The organism is Longispora fulva (assembly GCF_015751905.1).
In the GTDB taxonomy this organism is placed as follows: domain Bacteria; phylum Actinomycetota; class Actinomycetes; order Mycobacteriales; family Micromonosporaceae; genus Longispora; species Longispora fulva.
Genome location: NZ_JADOUF010000001.1, coordinates 263,504 through 279,904, shown reverse-complemented (window position 1 = coordinate 279,904; position 16,401 = coordinate 263,504). Strand labels below are relative to the sequence as shown.

The 16,401-nt window shown below is 70.6% G+C and carries 9 protein-coding genes and 1 pseudogene; 2 read left to right on the top strand and 8 right to left on the bottom strand.

Annotation, left to right across the window (positions count from 1 at the left end):
- Window positions 1-54: 54 nt before the first annotated feature.
- From IW245_RS01180 to IW245_RS01170, 3 genes are read right to left on the bottom strand one after another with little or no spacing between them, the layout of a single operon-like run.
- Window positions 55-363, bottom strand: a complete 309-nt coding sequence (locus IW245_RS01180; protein ID WP_197001335.1) for a hypothetical protein — start codon at window positions 361-363, stop codon at window positions 55-57.
- On the bottom strand, window positions 363-6,632 hold the full coding sequence (locus tag IW245_RS01175; protein WP_197001334.1) for an RHS repeat-associated core domain-containing protein: 6,270 nt from the start codon (window positions 6,630-6,632) through the stop codon (window positions 363-365). Before IW245_RS01175 ends, IW245_RS01180 begins: the two co-directional genes overlap by 1 nt.
- A gap of 54 nt (window positions 6,633-6,686) precedes the next feature.
- The gene (locus IW245_RS01170) at window positions 6,687-10,571 is read right to left on the bottom strand and encodes a LamG-like jellyroll fold domain-containing protein (protein WP_197001333.1); all 3,885 of its coding nucleotides are present in this window, start codon (window positions 10,569-10,571) and stop codon (window positions 6,687-6,689) included.
- 501 nt (window positions 10,572-11,072) lie between these two features.
- On the opposite strand from IW245_RS01170, the gene IW245_RS01165 reads away from it, so the two are divergent.
- A complete protein-coding gene (locus IW245_RS01165; protein WP_197001332.1) occupies window positions 11,073-11,516 on the top strand; it encodes a VOC family protein in 444 nt (147 codons plus the stop codon).
- An 85-nt stretch (window positions 11,517-11,601) separates the two neighbouring features.
- Here the strand turns inward: IW245_RS01165 and IW245_RS01160 are convergent, their stop codons facing one another.
- The 5 genes and pseudogenes from IW245_RS01160 to IW245_RS01140 all read right to left on the bottom strand — a co-directional run bounded on the left by IW245_RS01160 (window position 11,602) and on the right by IW245_RS01140 (window position 14,632).
- A complete protein-coding gene (locus IW245_RS01160) occupies window positions 11,602-12,003 on the bottom strand; it encodes a hypothetical protein (protein ID WP_307788852.1) in 402 nt (133 codons plus the stop codon).
- 25 nt (window positions 12,004-12,028) lie between these two features.
- Window positions 12,029-12,860, bottom strand: a pseudogene (locus IW245_RS01155) (IS5 family transposase).
- Between the two features lie 100 nt (window positions 12,861-12,960).
- Complete coding sequence (locus IW245_RS01150; RefSeq protein ID WP_197001331.1) at window positions 12,961-13,155, bottom strand: SbtR family transcriptional regulator; 195 nt, start codon at window positions 13,153-13,155, stop codon at window positions 12,961-12,963.
- 242 nt (window positions 13,156-13,397) lie between these two features.
- Window positions 13,398-14,114 carry a hypothetical protein gene (locus IW245_RS01145; protein ID WP_197001330.1) on the bottom strand — a complete coding sequence of 239 codons (717 nt, stop codon included), beginning with the start codon at window positions 14,112-14,114 and terminating at the stop codon, window positions 13,398-13,400.
- Window positions 14,111-14,632 carry a SigE family RNA polymerase sigma factor gene (locus IW245_RS01140; RefSeq protein WP_197001329.1) on the bottom strand — a complete coding sequence of 174 codons (522 nt, stop codon included), beginning with the start codon at window positions 14,630-14,632 and terminating at the stop codon, window positions 14,111-14,113. The genes IW245_RS01145 and IW245_RS01140 overlap by 4 nt, the downstream gene beginning before the upstream one ends.
- Before the next feature lie 500 nt (window positions 14,633-15,132).
- On the opposite strand from IW245_RS01140, the gene IW245_RS01135 reads away from it, so the two are divergent.
- Window positions 15,133-16,044 carry a hypothetical protein gene (locus IW245_RS01135; RefSeq protein WP_197001328.1) on the top strand — a complete coding sequence of 304 codons (912 nt, stop codon included), beginning with the start codon at window positions 15,133-15,135 and terminating at the stop codon, window positions 16,042-16,044.
- Window positions 16,045-16,401 lie beyond the last annotated feature (357 nt).

The window sequence follows — 16,401 nt, the reverse complement described above, 5'->3', positions numbered from 1 at the left end:
GGGTGTGGTGGCACGTGCGGCCCGGCGTCCTGGGTGGACGCCGGGCCGGTCGCGCTATCCGGGCCAGCCGGCCAGGTACTCCTCCAGGGTGGGTGAGCCGATCTCGTCCTCCCCCAGGGTGAGCATTTCGCCCAGGTCGTCGAGTTGGGTGCTGTTCTCCCGGACCACCTCCAGCCGGTGGCCGGGGTGCTCGGCGAGCATCTTCCACAGCACCCGGTCGAGCCGCTCGTCGAGCCGGGCCGGACGCCCCGAGCGGTACTCGGCGATGAAGACGATGTCGCGGGTCGCCGGATCCTTCACCGCCCGGCCCAGTGGCAGCATGACCTTGCAGTCCACGCAGGCCAGCCACGTTCCTTCGCTCATCAGCACTCCCCGGGGTATCGCCGGCAGCCACCCTGCTGGCGGGGCGGCTCTGGCCTCGGCTGCGGCTTGGGCGGGGTGTAGCCAGCCTTGCCCTTGATGCCCAGATTGTAGGTGCCGAGGTCCTTGCCGCTCTCGGTGCGGAACCGGACCTTGACCTTGGTGTAGCTGTCCACACCCCGCCGGGATCCCTGCCAGCGCTGAATCCAGTTCTCGACGTCGGCGCCGTCCTTGACCTGGTAGAAGATCTCGCCGTCCTTGTCGAACTGCAAGTTGGCCTCTTTGATGTGGCTGTTGAAACTGCTGTAGCCGTCGACGTTGCCGGTGGTCTTCACCTCGCGGCGCAGGACGACGTTGCCATCCGCGTCGGTGAACTCGATGTCCGCGCCGCCCTTGAGGCCGTCCTCGGTGACGTTGGGCTTGGTGCCGGGCGGGCCCTGGAGGGACTCGATCGCGTTCTCCTCGGTGAGTGCGCCGCCACCCTTGTTGTCGTGGTCCTTCATCAGCATCCGGATCTCCTCCTCGTACTCGCGCGGGGTCGCCGCCGAGTCCGGGTCGTCTGACTCACCCCCTCCGCCACCGGAGTCGTTGTTCTGCACGGCGTAGGCGATGTTCGGCGCGGCGACGGCCGTGACGGCGATGGCCACGCCCGCGCTGGTGACGTAGATCCCGCCGGCGAGGACCACCGCGCCCAGCGGGGCGCCCACCCCGGTGGCGCACAGCGCGCCGCCGAGGGTGTCGGTCATGCCGCCGAGCAGGGTCATCCCCAGTCCGAGGGCGAACATCGGGGCGTCGGTGCGATCGATCACGTCGGTGGCCGTGTCGACGAAGTCACTCGCGGCGTCCGACAGCGAGTCCAGCCAGTCCAGCCCGGTCGGGTCGGTGAAGGTGACCGGGTTGTTGTTGGCGTAGGCGTACCCGTTGACCTGTTGCGGGTCGTCGTTGCGCAGTACCTTGTCGCGGCTGATGAACCTCCCGGTCCCTGGGTCGTACTCCCGGGCACCCAGGTTCGTCAGCCCGGTGTTGTCATTGGTGCCGCCCAGGAACCCCTTGTCGTACTGCGGGACCCACGTGCCCGTCGTGCCGCGCGGCACCCCGAACGGGGTCTGGCGGCGCACCGCGACGGCCTGGCTGACGGCGTTGACGGAGACGGAGGCCGTGCCGTGTTCGTCGGCGGACAGCCAGGTGATCCCCGCGCCGGTGCGCATCGCCACAGTGCCGTCGGCGTGTCGGTAGTAGCGGACGGCTGCCGTGGTCGAGCCGGCGGTGGTGAAGCGCAGTTCCTGTCCGGGCAGGTACAGGGTCTTGCCCGTCGGGTCGGTGCGGATCAGCCGCTTGCCGTCACCGTCGTAGACGTAGCTGGTCGTGCCCGTGGTGTCCTTCGCGGTGGACAGGTGTCCTTCCGGGTCCCAGGTCAGGGTCTGGGTGCCGGCCGCCGCTGTCGGTCGGGTCCAGGTGTCCCCCGCGTCGGTGTAGGTGTAGCCGGCCGTCCGGGTTCCGGCGGCGTCGGTGGTGGAGGTGCCGGTGACCAGGTGCCTGCCGGGATCCACGGCGGAGGTGGTCGTGCGGTCACCGGCGGAGGTGGCGTGCTCGACGAGGGTCGTGCGGTTGCCGGCGGTGTCGTAGCGGTAGGACTGCCAGTACGGTGCGGGCCCGCCGCCGACTGCGGGATCCGGCGCGCAGTCGGCGCCGCCCGGGGTCCACGCCTCAGCGAGCCGGCGCAGGTGGTCGGTGCGGAAACACTGCGTGTCGCCGGAGGTCAGGTCCGCGATCCGGGTGGTGTTGCCGGCCGGGTCGTAGCTGAACCGGATGTCGCTGATCGTGGTGGGACCGGTCTGACGCGACGTCCAGATCTGGGCCAGCCGGCGGGTGTCGGTGTCGTAGGTGCGGGTCACGTCCACGGTCCTGCCAGCGTTGTTGGCCAGCTGGAAGCTGCCGACCTCACCGAAGGCCGTGAATCCGGTACCCGTGACCAGATCCGTCTCCGGGCTGGTGCCGTAGCCGTCGCGGACCGTGGCCTGGTGCCCGAGCAGGTCGTATCCGTAGGTCAGGGTCTCCAGTTTCAGGTCCCCGGTCGCCGGCAGTCGGGTGGTCGCAGGGCTGCCGTCCTGCTTGTAGGTGTAGGCGTAGGTGTAGTTGCCGCCCAGTCCGGTCTCCTCGTCCGGGATGGTGATCTTGTTACCGGTGGGCTGGTAGTCGACGGTGTAGCCGGTGACCTCGGTGGAGTAGGCCCGGCCGCCCGAGTACCTGGTGGTCTTCGCCAGCTGGCCGCGCACCACCGAACCGCTGGCCAGCGTGTCGTAGGACCATTCGGCGAGCACGGTGCCGGTGGCCGTGCCGACGCGCTCGGTGCGCTTGCGTCCTATCGGGTCGTAGGTGAACGCCAGGGTGCCGTGCGCGTCGGTCTCGGTGAGGACCTCGCCCGTGTCGGCGTAGGCGGTGTCGGTGGCCCCGGAGTCCGGGTCGGTCGCGTGCACGGGCCGGCCGCGCAGGTCGTAGGTGGTGTCCCAGTGCCGGCCTGCGGAGTCGGTCACCCGGCGCAGCAGGTCGCGGTTGTCGAACGTGTAGGTGGTCCGGTCGAAGGTCGCCGGGTCGGCGGTGCCCGCGGCCACTCCCTGGTGGTACTGGCGCAGCTCGACGGTGTGCCCGGCGGCGTCGGTGAGTGCGGAGGTGACCACCCCGCCGGCAGGCGGCGTACGGTCGGTACGGTCCCCGCCGTACGAGGTGGAGGTGCGCCACTTCTCCGTGGCGCCGGGGCTGCCGCCGGACGGCGCGCTGGTGCTGACGATGTCGGCGGTGATCCGGTTCGCGCCGTCGAAGACGGTCACGTTCTGCACCGGGATCACACCGGTGGGCTGGAACAGGTTCGGGCCGGCGGCCACGGTGGACAGATAGCCCCGGTTGGTCCGGGCCGCCCGGCCGGCGGTGTCGTAGAGGGTGTCGGCGACCACCGCGTTGGGCCCGCCGGACTCGTCGGCGGTCTGCGACTGGCGGGGACGGCCCAGCCCGTCGTAGAGGGCGTAGGACCGCTTGTAGCCGCCGTTGGGGGTCAGCGCGGCGGACGTGACGACGCTCGGGCCGTCGTTGCGGGTCAGGTACGTGTAGGTGGCGTTCGCGGACTGGCTCAGTTTGTCCCGGCCGGGTCCCCAGACCGCGGTCAGCCGACCGAGCGGGTCATAGGTCAGGTCCGAACGGCGTCCGTTGGTGTCGACCGTCGCCACCGTGACGCCCCACGCGGGGTCGAGGGTGGTCGTGGACTTCCACAGCAGCGGGGTGGTGGTCGTCGTGCCGGTCACCGGCCCACCGGCGGCCGGCGTGTACCCGGTGGTGGTCTTCTGGTCGTGCGCGTCGTAGTTGGCGACCACCCGGCCGTTGGCGTCGAAGTCGCTGCGGGCGGTGGTCACGTAGCCGCGCGCGCCGGCAACGGAGGTCAGCTCCTCGTTGCGGGTCACCTCGCCCCGGGTCGGCGCGGCGCCGAACGCCTGCTGGTCGAAGCTCATCCGGTTGTCGCCGATAACGTCCGTGGCCGTGTAGGTGCCCGCGGTGACCTTCGCGCAGGTCACCCCGTACTTCTCGATCCGGTTGGGCGCGGCGACCAGCCAGGCGCCGGTGTTGCGGGCGTAGCTGGTCACGGTGCAGGTCTCATCGCCGGCGACCTTCTCGTCGCCGGAGTCCTCGGCCTGGGTGACCGTGCCGTACGTGTTCTCGTAGGTGCTGGCGGTCCGGGTGGTGCGGTAGCCGCGACCGCCGTCCAGGGCCGTGCGGGTGTGGGCGACGGCGACCTGGGTGTGCCGGGCGTACACGGTGGAGTTGTTGATGGTCCGGGTCGCCGTCGGTGGCGACTGCCAGGGTTCCGACACCGTCGCCGACACCTCGGCGGCGCCGTTCCACACGAGCGTCTCGCGGGTCATGCCGGCGAAGGCGTCCTCGTCGGTGGCCTTCGGTACGCCGCCGACGGCGATCGCCGGCAGGGAGACGTCTCTGGTGCCGGTCGGCAGATGGTCGCCGTCCATGCCACGGAAGTACCGGGCCTCGGTGACCGTCCGCTCGCCCGGGTCGCCCTTGACGGTGCGCACGGCCCCGTAGCCGCGCCACACCGACCAGGTCTTGTTCTCCGCCTTGATCAGGCCGTCGTCGTCGGTGTAGTGCCAGGCCGGGTCGCCGACGTAGTCGTAGTGGGTCAGGGTGCGCGGGGCGCCGCCGCTGGCGGGCAGGTCGGTCTCGGTGATGTCGGTGACGACGTACTTGTGGAAGAAGTCCACGATCGCGTCGTCGTTGCCCTCAGGCTTCCAGCGCACCGGATAGCAGCGCAGTGTGTTGTCCTGCAGCGCGGCGGGGTCGGGCATCCGGGTGCCGGGCACGCAGTCGGCGGCGGAGTAGGTGACGGAGATCTTGCCACCGGTCTCGAGGGTGATCGTGCGCAGCCGCCACCACTTCATCGCGGCGTACTGGTCGTTGTAGGTGTCCACCCGGTTGGACAGCTGCACGCCCTCGAAGACGACGTCGGGCATCGGCGCGGTACCCCGCACGAGCCCTTTGTGGGAGATGCGTTCCAGCCACAGACCGGCCCGGGTGCCGTCACCGGGGTCGGGGAAGGACTGGGTGAGGGTCCATTCCTCGACCGGGCTGCCCGCCACCCGGGTGGTGACCTTGACCAGCCGCTTCGTGCTCCAGAACGTCGGGCTCAGCATCGTGCACGGGCTCGTGACGCACTCGGTGTCCCACGGCACGTCGGGCCAGTGTCCGGCGTCGTGGGTCGCGCACGCCGACAGGCACCGGTCGGCGGTATCGAAGACCACCTGCATCGGTGCGGCCTCGGTGCGGTCGGTGCGGGTGCCGTAGTCGATCCGGGTCAGGTAGCCGGCCCGGTCGTAGCTGACGAGGTCGGTGGTCTTGTTGTTCTTCGCGTACTTGTTGGTCTCCTTGGCGTAGACGTAGCTCATCGTGTTGCCGTGCGTGTCGACGACATGGTCGAGGTGCCACTGCCAGGCCTGGACGCAGAACGAGTCGGCGAACGCGGTCGCGTGGCACGGCTCGTCGGCGTGGTTGCCGGCCACGGGCATCGTCAGCGTGGCGCCCGCGGACTGGCCGAACCAGTACTGGGTGCCGTCCGTGGTGGTGACCACCCAGTACTCGCCGTTCCGCGCGCCGTTGGCCGCCCCGGTCCGGTGTTCGACGAGCGTGCCGTCGTCGGCGCGGGTCCGCCACCGGTCGGCGACGGTCGGGTCCTTGATCAGTTCACCCCCGTGGCCGCCGAAGGACAGGGTCGCGTTGTCCGTGGCCCAGCACTGGTCGCCGCCGGTGTCCGGGTTGTTGGCGCCGGCGCCCCGGTCCTCGACACACGGCCGGTACCGGCGCTCGATGAAGCCGGGATCCAGGTCGAAGCCCTCACCGACCCAGCCGGGCTGGTTGTTGGACGCGGCCATCTTGCCGTCGACCGCCGCGGAGGAGTAGGCGAGCTTGAGCTGCGGCGCGGGGCCGCCGAGCGACGGCGGGGTGCGCATCGGGTACGCCCAGGAGAACCCGCCGGTGTTGGAGCCCGCCGACCAAAGCGCCGACGGCGACAGCGGGGTGGCCGCGTAGTTGCCCGCGCCGCTGCCTGTCCCGGTGGTGAGGCCCAGCAGCCTGGAGCCGGTGACGGTCGTGCTGACGGTCGCGGCGGCGGTGTCGGTGCGGGATGGCACCGGCCGGCCGTGGCAACCATCGGCCGTCGGGGTCGTCAGCGCGCAGTCGGGGAGCTCGACCAGGCGCAGCCGCTGCGCCCAGTCCGCGCCGCCGGCCCAGCGGAAGCCGCTGTAGTCGACGGCGATGTCGAGGGGCCCGCTGTCGCCGGACACGGCGAACACGAGCCCGTCGACGCCGGCCGCGGCACTGGCGGCGTGATCGAGGGTCCGCACGGTTTCCTTCCGCGCGACGGCCGTGGCCGTTGGACGCCCGGCCGTCGCCAGCCAGACCGGGGTGCCGGCGGCCCGGACGGCGGAGGCGCGCTGTCCGGCCCCGAGACCGCGGACCCCGGACGCCGCGGCGAGGTCCACGTCGACGGAGGTGGCCGGGGGCCACACCGGGGCGGTACCCCGGAATGGTGGTGCGATCGGCGGGGCGGAGGCCGGGCCCGGCTTGACGGACCGCCCCGCGACCGGGGTTTCCTTCTGGGCGTGACCGGGGTGGTAGGGGGCTGCCAGTGCCGGGGCGGCGCTGAGCAGTGAGGCGGCGAGACCGACGGCCACGGCGGCGGACAGCCAACCGCGGCGAGGGCGTGGTGGTGCGAACACGGCATGCCTTTCGAGAGGTCGGGCCCGGGGTTCGCACCCCGGGCCCGGAACGGACTACTGCGCGAAGCTCCATTTCTGGGCCGCGGTGGCGTTGCACTGGTAGAGCTGGAGCTTCGCGCCGTTGGCCGTGCTGGCGTTCGTCACGTCCAGGCACTTGCCCATGGCCTGCAGCGCCTGGGTGGTCGGGTCATACGTCCAGGTCTGGGCGTATGACTGGTTGCACGTGTAGACGTCCACCACCGTGCCGTTGGCCGTGCCCGAGTTGTACACGTCCAGGCACCGGCCGAGGGCGTGCACCGAGTGGTCGACCGGGTCGTAGGTCCACTCCTGTGCCGGGGTGCCGTTGCAGGTGTAGCTCTGCAGCTGGGTCAGCAGCGGGGCGCTGGCCCCGTTCGGGATGTCCACGCACCGGCTGTTGGCGGCCCAGGTGACCGGGCCGGTGCGCTGGCCGTCGACGGTGAGCACATTGGCCGGCACGACCAGCCCGGCGAACGCCCGGACCTCGTCGATGTCGCCCTTCCACAGGTCCACCATGTCGCCCCGGTACCGGGCGCGCGCGACGGCCAGCCCACCGTGGGCGTTCCACGTCGTGCACGGCGTGGACTGCTGGAACACGTCGTTGACGTAGAGCCTCAGCTGGCCGGCCGTCGCGTCGTAGACCCCGACGAGGTGTACCCACTTGTTCAGGTCACCGGTCCCGAGCACCGCCGTGCCGCGCGCGTGGGCGAATCCCGACGCGTCGACGTCCCCGGTGGCGCACGTGAACGACCAGTGCGCCTCGGTGCCCCAGAGCCGGTAGCCGAGGTAGAACGCGCTCTGCCGCGCACCGTCCTGACTGACCGCCGTCATGTTGCCCGTCGGCAGCGCGGTGCCGTCGAGCCGGGCCCAGGCCGAGACGGTGAACGACTGATCGGTGTTGAGGACCGGCCCGTCGGTGCCGGCCCAGCCGGTGCCGTCGGTGCGCAGTCCCGTGCCGACCTTCCCCGAACCCTCGGCGGGCACGGTGGCCACCGGGTGGAACGTCAGATCGTGGGCGTACTGCGAGGAGTCCGTGGCCGGCCCGTCGCCCACCTCGCCGAAGTGCCACTCGCCCACCCGGCCGGTGAGCTGCGGGTCCGCGGCCGAGGTCGCGTCGAACTGCGAGATCGGCCGGTCCCACAGCCGTACGTCGGCGACGTCCCCGGACCACGGGTCAGCCGGCTGGTCGTTCCACCTGCCACGCCCGATGGTCAGTGCGCCGGTCGCGTTCCAGGGGGCGGCGGGGGCTGCCGCCTCCTGCACCTTGGCGCCGTTGACGTACAGAGCGATGGTGTGGGTACCGGCGTCGTAGCTGCCCGCCAGGTGCGTCCACACCCCGAGCTCCGCCGTCGCCCCGCCCGAGGTGACCTTGACCAGGGCGGGGTTGGCGGCATCGGTGGCCGGGACGGCGAACTGCCAGCAGGCGCAGCCCGTCGCGTACTGCAGCTGGAACCCGGCCGAGTGTGCCCCGTCCTGGCTCAGCACCGTGCGGGCCGCGGTGATGTCGGAGAGCCGGACCCACGCGGCCACCGAGTAGCTCTGGCCCGTGTCGACCAGGTGCGGCACACTCGCGTAGTCGCCCACCGTGCCGTCGAACCGGACAGCGGTGTCCCCGCCGACGATGCGCCCCGGCACCCCGGGCGCGCCGCCGGCCAGCACCGCGTCGTGGTGACCGTCGGTGGTGTCCGGCAACGTGGTGGTACCGGCGGGCTCGTTCAGCGGCCACCGGCCGATCGCCGCCTGCGGGTTGCGTACCGTGAACTGGTAGGTCTTCGTGCTCGTCCGCCCCGCCCGGTCGAACGCCTGCACGACGAGGGTCTTCTGCGCGATCTCGCCGTCCTTCGGCGCCCAGCTCAGGGATCCGGGCCCGCCTGTCTTCGCCGGGGTGACATCACCGCTTCTCGGTCCGAGCGTCCAGTGGTAGCGCACCACGTCCGGGGAACTGGTGAACGTGAACGTCCCCACCATCCCGACCGCGCCGCACCCGTCGGCAGGACAACCGACCGAGTTCTCCGGGTACTGCGCCGAGGTCACCGTCGGCACCACCGGATCGACCAGGTCGACCTGGAACTCGCAGTTGCCCGGCATCGCCGTGACGGGACTGACGCCGCCTCTGCCGTAGTCGGCGGACTGGGCCCGGTAGGCGTAGATTCCGTTGTCCGCCAGCGGTGACGTGGTCCACGCCCCCGTCCCGCCGCTGGCCACGTTGGTCTGTGAGCCCGACACCGCCGTGGACTCGTCGAACGCGGTGCCGTTCCACTTCACTGCGGCCAGCCAGGTCTGCATGGGGTCGCCGTCGGGGTCCGTGAAGTGGCCGCGCAGCGTCGGCGTCGCCGTCGACACGAACGGCCGCCCGCCGCCGGTGGCACACGCCTTGTTGTCCACCGTCAACGTGTCCGGGATGTTCGGCGGGCTGTTGTAGTCGATCGCGAGCACCGGCGTCGTCGCGTCGAACCGCTTCCACTGAGTGACGGTGCCCTCGTCGACGGCCCGCAGACCCAGGGTGATGTCCGCACCGGGCGTCGTCAGCGCGTACTGGACCAGGCCGGTCGCGTCGAACTCCACATCACCGGCGCCGTCACAGCCGAAGTTGCTGTCGACCCGGTGGTTGCCGGGCGCCTGCGCGGTGTGCGCCGCGTCCCAGGCGGGCTGATTGGTCCACGTGGTGTCCTGGGAGATCGCGCCAGTCGCCCAGAGTTTGGCGTTCGTCCTGGTCCCGCACGTCCACGCCCACTTCTGCCGCACCCGGAACGACGCGCCGGTGACCTTCTTGCCTTCCACTCTGGACAGATCCATCCGGAACAGCGACCGCACGACGTACTGCGCGCTGACGCAGTTGCCGTTGGAGTCACTGTCGTCGCAGGTCCGGCCCGCCGGCGCGCCACCGAGCACGTCGGCGTGGTTGGCGGCGGAGTTGTCCTGCCAGAACGAGGTGCCCTGCAACCCCGACCTGCTCCACACCGTCGTCCACGCGTTGTCCTTGACGTGCCCGGTCCAGCTCGGGTCGATGAACAGCGGATAGCTGACCTGCGGATCGGTCATCATGGCCCTGTCAGGCACCACCGACAGCCGGCCGCCGGCCACCCGCACCGCCATCGCGGCCCGACGCGCCTCCCGCCGGCCACCCGCGACCTTCGCCTGGGCCGTCGCGGCCGGCGGGGCGTCCGCCGAGTCCCACATCATCGGGGTCGGCGAGGTGAACACCGACCGCCCCGCGGCGTCCAGCGCCTCGAGCCCGCCGGCCTTCGTGGCCGCGGCGCTGACACCCGTGGTGGCGAGTCCGAAACTGACCTCCGCCAGCGCGGGGTTCGCCGCGGCCGCTGCGGACTTCACCACCAGCACCTCGGAGAAGCCGAGCGCCGAGGCGGTCACCCGCAGGTCCACGTCCGCCAGGACGTCCCGGTAGGTGGCGGTGTCACCGGTCAAAACGGGCGCGGGCAGAGGACCGCCCGGCCAGGAGACCGCGACCTCCTTGTCCCCGTCACGGAGCCGGGCGAGCGGACCCGCCCCGCCCCCGGAGAAGCTGATCGGCAGCACGGCTGCAGCCGGCCCCACGGTCCCATCGCCGCGAGCCACCAGCGCGGTGTCGATCGCGGCCCACGAACCATCGGGCCTCCGGGCCCAGCGCGGCTGAGCGGACTGCTCGGTCGTGTAGCCGCCCCCGGGCCGGGCGTACGTCTGCTCGGACTCCGAACGCTCGCCGGCGACCTCCACCCGCCGCCCGCAGGCTGCGGCCATTGCCACCGCCGCCGGTGCGGTCGGCTGACTGTCCAGACAGTTCACGGGGGCGGCGTCCGCGGCCGGCGCGGTCACGAGGACGACGCCGGCGAGCAGGACCGCGGCCGCCGAGGCGGTGCCCCAGCGACGAAACACGGTGGAGATACCGGCGGAGCGCAGCCGGTGTGCGGGCAGAGGGATCACGGCTGCCAGACTTCCCGGACCCGCTGTCAGAACGCTGGCGGGACGCTGGCGGCACCGCGAGGCACGTACAAACCGCTATGCGGTGGCGGTGGGATGGCCGAGATGTTTGGGCGTCAGGTCAGTTGCCCACGGCATGCGTGACGGATCGCCCGCAAGGTTCGGTCTGGTACCCCTGACCGTATCGGGACTCGGGACGCCAGGCGGACGTCGACCGCGGGTTGGGCGGACCCGACTTGCCTAGGTGCCGTCATCGCTGGCCTGTTGTGTGCGTCAGAGGGCGGTCCGTGATGCTATGTCCTTTTAGGGTTTGGCTATTGGATAGGTGTCCTGCTCGGAGGGCTTTGGGGCCGGCGGCGCTGGGGCGAGTGTGAACAGGCCCGGCCCGGTCTCGACGTTCATCGACCCCACCACGGCAGTCACGGAAGGTGAGCCTACCGGCACGACAAGTCCATTCCGCTCGCTGGTCTGAAACTGTCGGACCCTTGGGGCAGTATCTCCGGCATGGGATTTCAACTCACCATCGATTGCGCCGATCCGGACCGGCTGGTCAGTTTCTGGGCGGCCACGCTGGGCTATCGGGCGCAGGATCCGCCCGAGGGGCATGTCACCTGGCGGGATTTCTACGTGAGCGTGGGGGTGCCCGCCGAGGAGCTTGGTGATGGTGACTGCGCCGACCGGATCGTCGATCCGGCCGGTGCCGGGCCGGCCATCTGGTTCCAGATCGTGCCGGAGCGCAAGACGCTCAAGAACCGCCTGCATCTTGACGTGTTGGTGGGTGGTGGCCGGTCGGTCGGGGTGGCGGTGCGCCGCCAGCGGGTCGACGCCGAGGTGGAGCGGCTGGTGCGGCTCGGCGCCACGGTGCTGTCCAAGCATGACGGCGACACGGACGGCCAGTATGGCGTGACGTTGGCCGATCCGGAGGGCAACGAGTTCTGCGTCGCGTGACGCGAAGCCGGCGGCCTCGGGGGCGGTTCGTGAGGTTGAAGTCCACTTCGGATGTCGGGCCGACGCAGGAGTCCTGTTTGTCGGACTATGCGGATGTCGTCGCAGTGATCGTGAACAGGCCAGGCTCGGTCTCGACGAGGATCTGGCGGGCGACGAGGCGTTTGAGCTTGGCGCGCATACCCTCGGTGTCCTTGGGCGTGACGCCGACGTCGAGCGCGCGGCAGACGTCCTTGGCGCGCATGCCGCCGACGGTGGTGGCGAAGGCGGCGGGGATCTGCTGGTAGGGGGTGCTGGCGATGGTCGCGTCGGCGGGTGTGGTCGCTTCGGCCTGGCCGGTCAGTCTCATGAGCGTCTTGCGGGTGATCGCGAGGTCGACCAGTTCGGTCTCGGCGAGGGCGAGTTCGACGGACAGCTTGGCGATCTGCTCGCGCAGTTCTTCGGCTGCCGTGGTCGCGGCGGTCTCGCGTTCGGCCATCAGGTCCAGCACAGACGGCAACGTAGCGCTCCATCGTCTAGATGTCGCGCCAAGACGGCGTGTTCGTGCCGGTCAGCCGGCGGATCAGGTTGGCCGTCGACGCCCAGAAGGTCCGTGACACCGACGAGGCCGGGTTGCTCTCGTACTCGCGGACGAGGCGCCGGTGCAGCATCTCCGGTGCCGTTGATCTGTTCCACCACCCACCGCCGCTTCACTGGAACGAACCCGGGTTGCTGGTCACGTCTCTTGACGACCTCGACGTCGATACCGTGCAGAGCGCCGTGGATGGCGACGTCGTCCTTGAACCCGGAGTCCACCCACGCTTTGGTCACCGTCGGCGTGTGCTTCACGACCTGGTCGAGGAGTCTCACGCCGATCGTGTTGTCGGTGGCCGACGCGGCCACTACCACCACCGCGATGATCAGGCCGAGCACATCCACAGCCAGCCCCCGCTTGCGGCCCGGTACCTTCTTCCCAGCGTCCTTGCCGGTCGCTGACGCCGGCACGTGGTTGGCTGCCCGGATCGACTGGGTATCCAGGACGACTGCGGTCGGATCCTCCGCCCGGCCGGCCCGCTCCCGGGCTTGACAGCGCAGCAGATCGTGAATCACCTGGTCGGTGCAGTCGTCACGCCACAGCGCGAAGTAGTAGTACGTCGCCGACTTCGGCGGCAGGTCGTGCGGCAGATACGCCCACTGACAACCGGTCCGGATCTGATAGAAGATCGCATTCACGATCTCCGGCAACCCGTAGCGGCCCTGATGACCCGACACCGACGGATGCCTAGCCTTCCACGCAGCCAGAAACGGCCCGACCACCGCCCACTGCTCATCGCTGAGATCGCTCGGATACGCGGAACGTCCACTCACGACCTGCCCAACGCGACACAACCCCACCAGATATCGCCAACGGCCCGAACACTACCGATTCGGTCCATGACAAACCGCTATAATCTCACAAACCGCCCTCTCAGGAGGCCATCGGTGGCCGGCGCGCAGAGTCCGTCGAGACGATGTCGAGGTATCGCCGCCACAGATCGGGCGGGGCGTCCGTCACGACGTTGGCGACGCAGTTCGGCGCGCACGTCAGCAGGACGATGCCCTCGCCGGTGACGTCGGCTCGCACCGCGCCGTGTTCGCGGGCCCGGTCAACCAACGTGTGCACGGTGTGGAACATGTGGATGCGGGCGTGCCCAGCTGGCCGGCCGGCGCGGGGCGCCGAGCCCGGCGACCACCGGGCCTCCGAGCCTGCAAAGCGCCAACTCCGCGCTCGTGGGGGGTCGAGCACCGACGGCCCGCGACTACGTGGAGCCTCGGCCTCACGAACCCGCGCACAATGTCCGCTGGGGCACCTTCGCGCGCGCGGTACTGGCCAGGCGACGGGGTCGCGCCGCCTGGCCGGTGCGGTCAGCCTCGGGCGAGCAGGCCTGCCCATCCCGGGTCGGTGACGATCCGGCGCGCCTCCTCGATGGTCAGCGGCAGGTCGGGAGCCGCCTGGACGTATGCCCCGCCGACGCTGACGCAGTCCCCGTTGGGCCAGTACACCTGGGTGGCGGACCACAGCCGGTGCGACGTCTTGTCGGTGTAGGAGTTCGCGATCACGAGCCACCGGCCGTCACCCAGGTCGATCTTGGTGCAGCCGGGGCAGACCGCGTCGATGCTGAAGGTGTTCGTCTTGCGGCTCAGGGCGACCGTCACCGCCACCTCCGCCGGCCCGCCCTCGCCGTTGATCGCGACCATGCCCACCGGGTTGTCGCGTGCGCCGATGTGGGCGTCCGTGCTGCCCGGCAGCAGGGCCAGGAGCAGTGCGGTGATGTTCTCCCTGGTCGCCGTCGCTACGGCCGACGTCTGGGTCTGGGTCGGGGTCGGGGTGGCCAGCGCGACGGTGGCCGGCGCCGATCCCGGCCGGACCGGGGCGGAACCCCAGGTGGGGGCGTACACCGCACCCATGGCCACGACGGCCACCACCGCGACGGCACCCGCCCCGAGCGCTCCCGCCCGTCGGCGCGACCGCAGCCGGGCGCCCTCGCGAACAGCCGCGTCGGCGAACGACCGGGCGGGTGCCTCCCCCTCGAGGACCCGGCCGAGAACGGCTCCCGCGAACTCCTCGTCGTGAACGGTCATCGTGTTCCCTTCCCCACCAGTAGCAGTTCCTCAGTCGCGCCCAACACCTCGCGCAGCCTCACCAGACCCCGCGCCGACTGGCTCTTGACAGTGCCGGCGGCACAGCCCATCACCGCCGCGGTCTCCTCCACGCTCAGGTCCTCCCAGAACCGCAGCACCAATACCGCGCGCTGCCGGGGAGCCAGAGCGCGCAGCGCGTCCATCAGCACCATCCGTTCCTCCACCTGCGGCCCACCGGCCGCGCCCCTGTCGGGGGGATCCGCTGAGACGTCCTCGCGCCGCCGGCCCCGCGACCGCAGCTGCCCGAGACACATCCGGGTCAGGACCTTGCGGGTGTACGCCTCCACCGCGCCCCGTTGCCGGATCCGCCGCCAGCGCGAGTACACCTTCGCCAGCGTCATCTGCACCAGGTCCTCCGCCAGGTGCCGGTCCCCGCACATCACGTACGCCTGCCGCCACAGCGCGAGTGAACGCCCGGCGACGAACGCCCGGAACTCGGCCTCTTCATCGGTGCCCATGGGCTACCTCCTTCACCACTGAGAGAGCCGGCCGGACCAATCAGGTTGCATCGAACTACCCCCGCATTTCCTGCACATCTGTCGACCGCACGCCGTGCCACGCCGCTTCGGGGATGCGTCAGCGGGCCGCGAACCCGTCCTAACCACTATCGGCGAAACAACTAGAAAAGGGGCTCTGGCCCAGCCGGCACGATCGGCGGTGGACCGGGCTTTCCGGCACGCCGCCGACGCGGCGCCCCCGTTATCAGTTAATCGCTGCTAACCGGCTTGAGGGTGTCTTGAGGGATCTTTCATGTCCTGTTAGCTGGCGCCGCGTGAGGATGCGGACCGTCGTTTGGTGTAGGCGTGTACGGCAGCTGTCCACGGAGCCCCGTGTACCTCGGAAGGACGCCTCCTCGCACGGCACGCCCGCCTCGTGGTCCGACTGGGTCACCGTTTACCTGGCCGGGGTCCAGCGCATACACTCCGTGCACCAGTCGTACGGCCCGCAGGGGGTTGACATGGGATCTGATCTCGAGGTCGAACTGGACCGGGCGCTGGTGGACGGCCCGTTTCACCTGGCGTTGTCGCTGGCCGTGCGCCGCCGGGGCCTGGGCCTGAGCCGGCTCCAGTGTCGGCTCGCCGAGCGCGGCATCAAGATCAGCACGGCCACGTTGAGTTACTGGTGCACCGGGCGGTCCCAACCCGAGCGGGCGGAGTCGCTGCACGGGGTCGCCGTCCTGGAGGAGCTGCTGTCGCTGCCGGCCGGGTCCCTGGTCGGGCTGCTCCGCTCTGCCCGGGTGCGTAGCCGCGGCCGCAGGAGCCGGAACATGGATCTGGGCCTGTATCCGCCCGCCGTCCAGGTGGTCGAGGAATTCGAGATGCCGGTCCGGTCGGTCCTGCGGCCGTTGAGCATCGACAACCACGTCACGATGGGCGCCAACGGGTCGATCCGGCAGGGACGGGTCCGCCTGACGCTGCGGTCCCTGGCCGACGGGGTGACCCGGAAGGTCATGGCGTGGTGCGCCGAGGAGCCGGTTTCCGAACCGCCCCGGCTCGTGGACCTGGCGGGCTGCCGACGCGGCGGGGTGCGATGGGACCCGGCAACGGGCCAATTCAGCGCGGAACTGCTGTTCGGCCGGCCGCTGGCCGAGGGAGAGACGACGGTGATCGAATACACCGTGGTGCCGCCGCCGGACATGGTGCCTGAGACCCGGTTGGGGCAGGTCGTGCTCCAACTACTGCCCTTGTACACCCTGCACATCAGCTTCGCCCCGCAAGCGGTGCCGGCCCGGTGCGTGGCGTTCCACCAGGCCACGGCCTCCGCCCCCGAGGAGGAACTCCGCGAACTGCTGCCCGACGACACCCCCAGCGTGTGCATCGCGGTCACCGACGCCCGCCCCGGGGTGTACGGCATCCGACTGGACTGGTGACCGAGAAGCGGCCCAACCTCGACCAGACCAGGCAGCATCATCAGCCGGCAGCTCCTCGAACTCCTCCGCCGGGTCGAATACGAGCCACCCGAGACCACCAACAGCGAACGCACCATAGCCCTGGACACCGACCTTTCGGGGGCATGAATTGTGGCTGCGTTTGGCTGGCCCGCGGAGGGATATCCAAGGAACGATGAGCCTTTCGACGCGGGCCTTGATGTCGTCATGAATAGGCCGGACGCGCCGGCGGAGTTGGTCCATTCGGCTTGGACGAATGCAAGGAGCAGGGGGCAGGCTTTCTTCCCAGCCACGGGGGTGCGGGGCCACCCCTCGGATGGCCCCGCGGCTTCGATCCGG

What these genes read in the sequence shown, in the direction of transcription:
- IW245_RS01140 (WP_197001329.1), bottom strand. Translation starts at nt 14,632, where the DNA reads ATGGGCACCGATGAAGAGGCCGAGTTCCGGGCGTTCGTCGCCGGGCGT.
- IW245_RS01135 (WP_197001328.1), top strand. Translation starts at nt 15,133, where the DNA reads ATGGGATCTGATCTCGAGGTCGAACTGGACCGGGCGCTGGTGGACGGC.
- IW245_RS01180 (WP_197001335.1), bottom strand. Translation starts at nt 363, where the DNA reads ATGAGCGAAGGAACGTGGCTGGCCTGCGTGGACTGCAAGGTCATGCTG.
- IW245_RS01145 (WP_197001330.1), bottom strand. Translation starts at nt 14,114, where the DNA reads ATGACCGTTCACGACGAGGAGTTCGCGGGAGCCGTTCTCGGCCGGGTC.
- IW245_RS01165 (WP_197001332.1), top strand. Translation starts at nt 11,073, where the DNA reads ATGGGATTTCAACTCACCATCGATTGCGCCGATCCGGACCGGCTGGTC.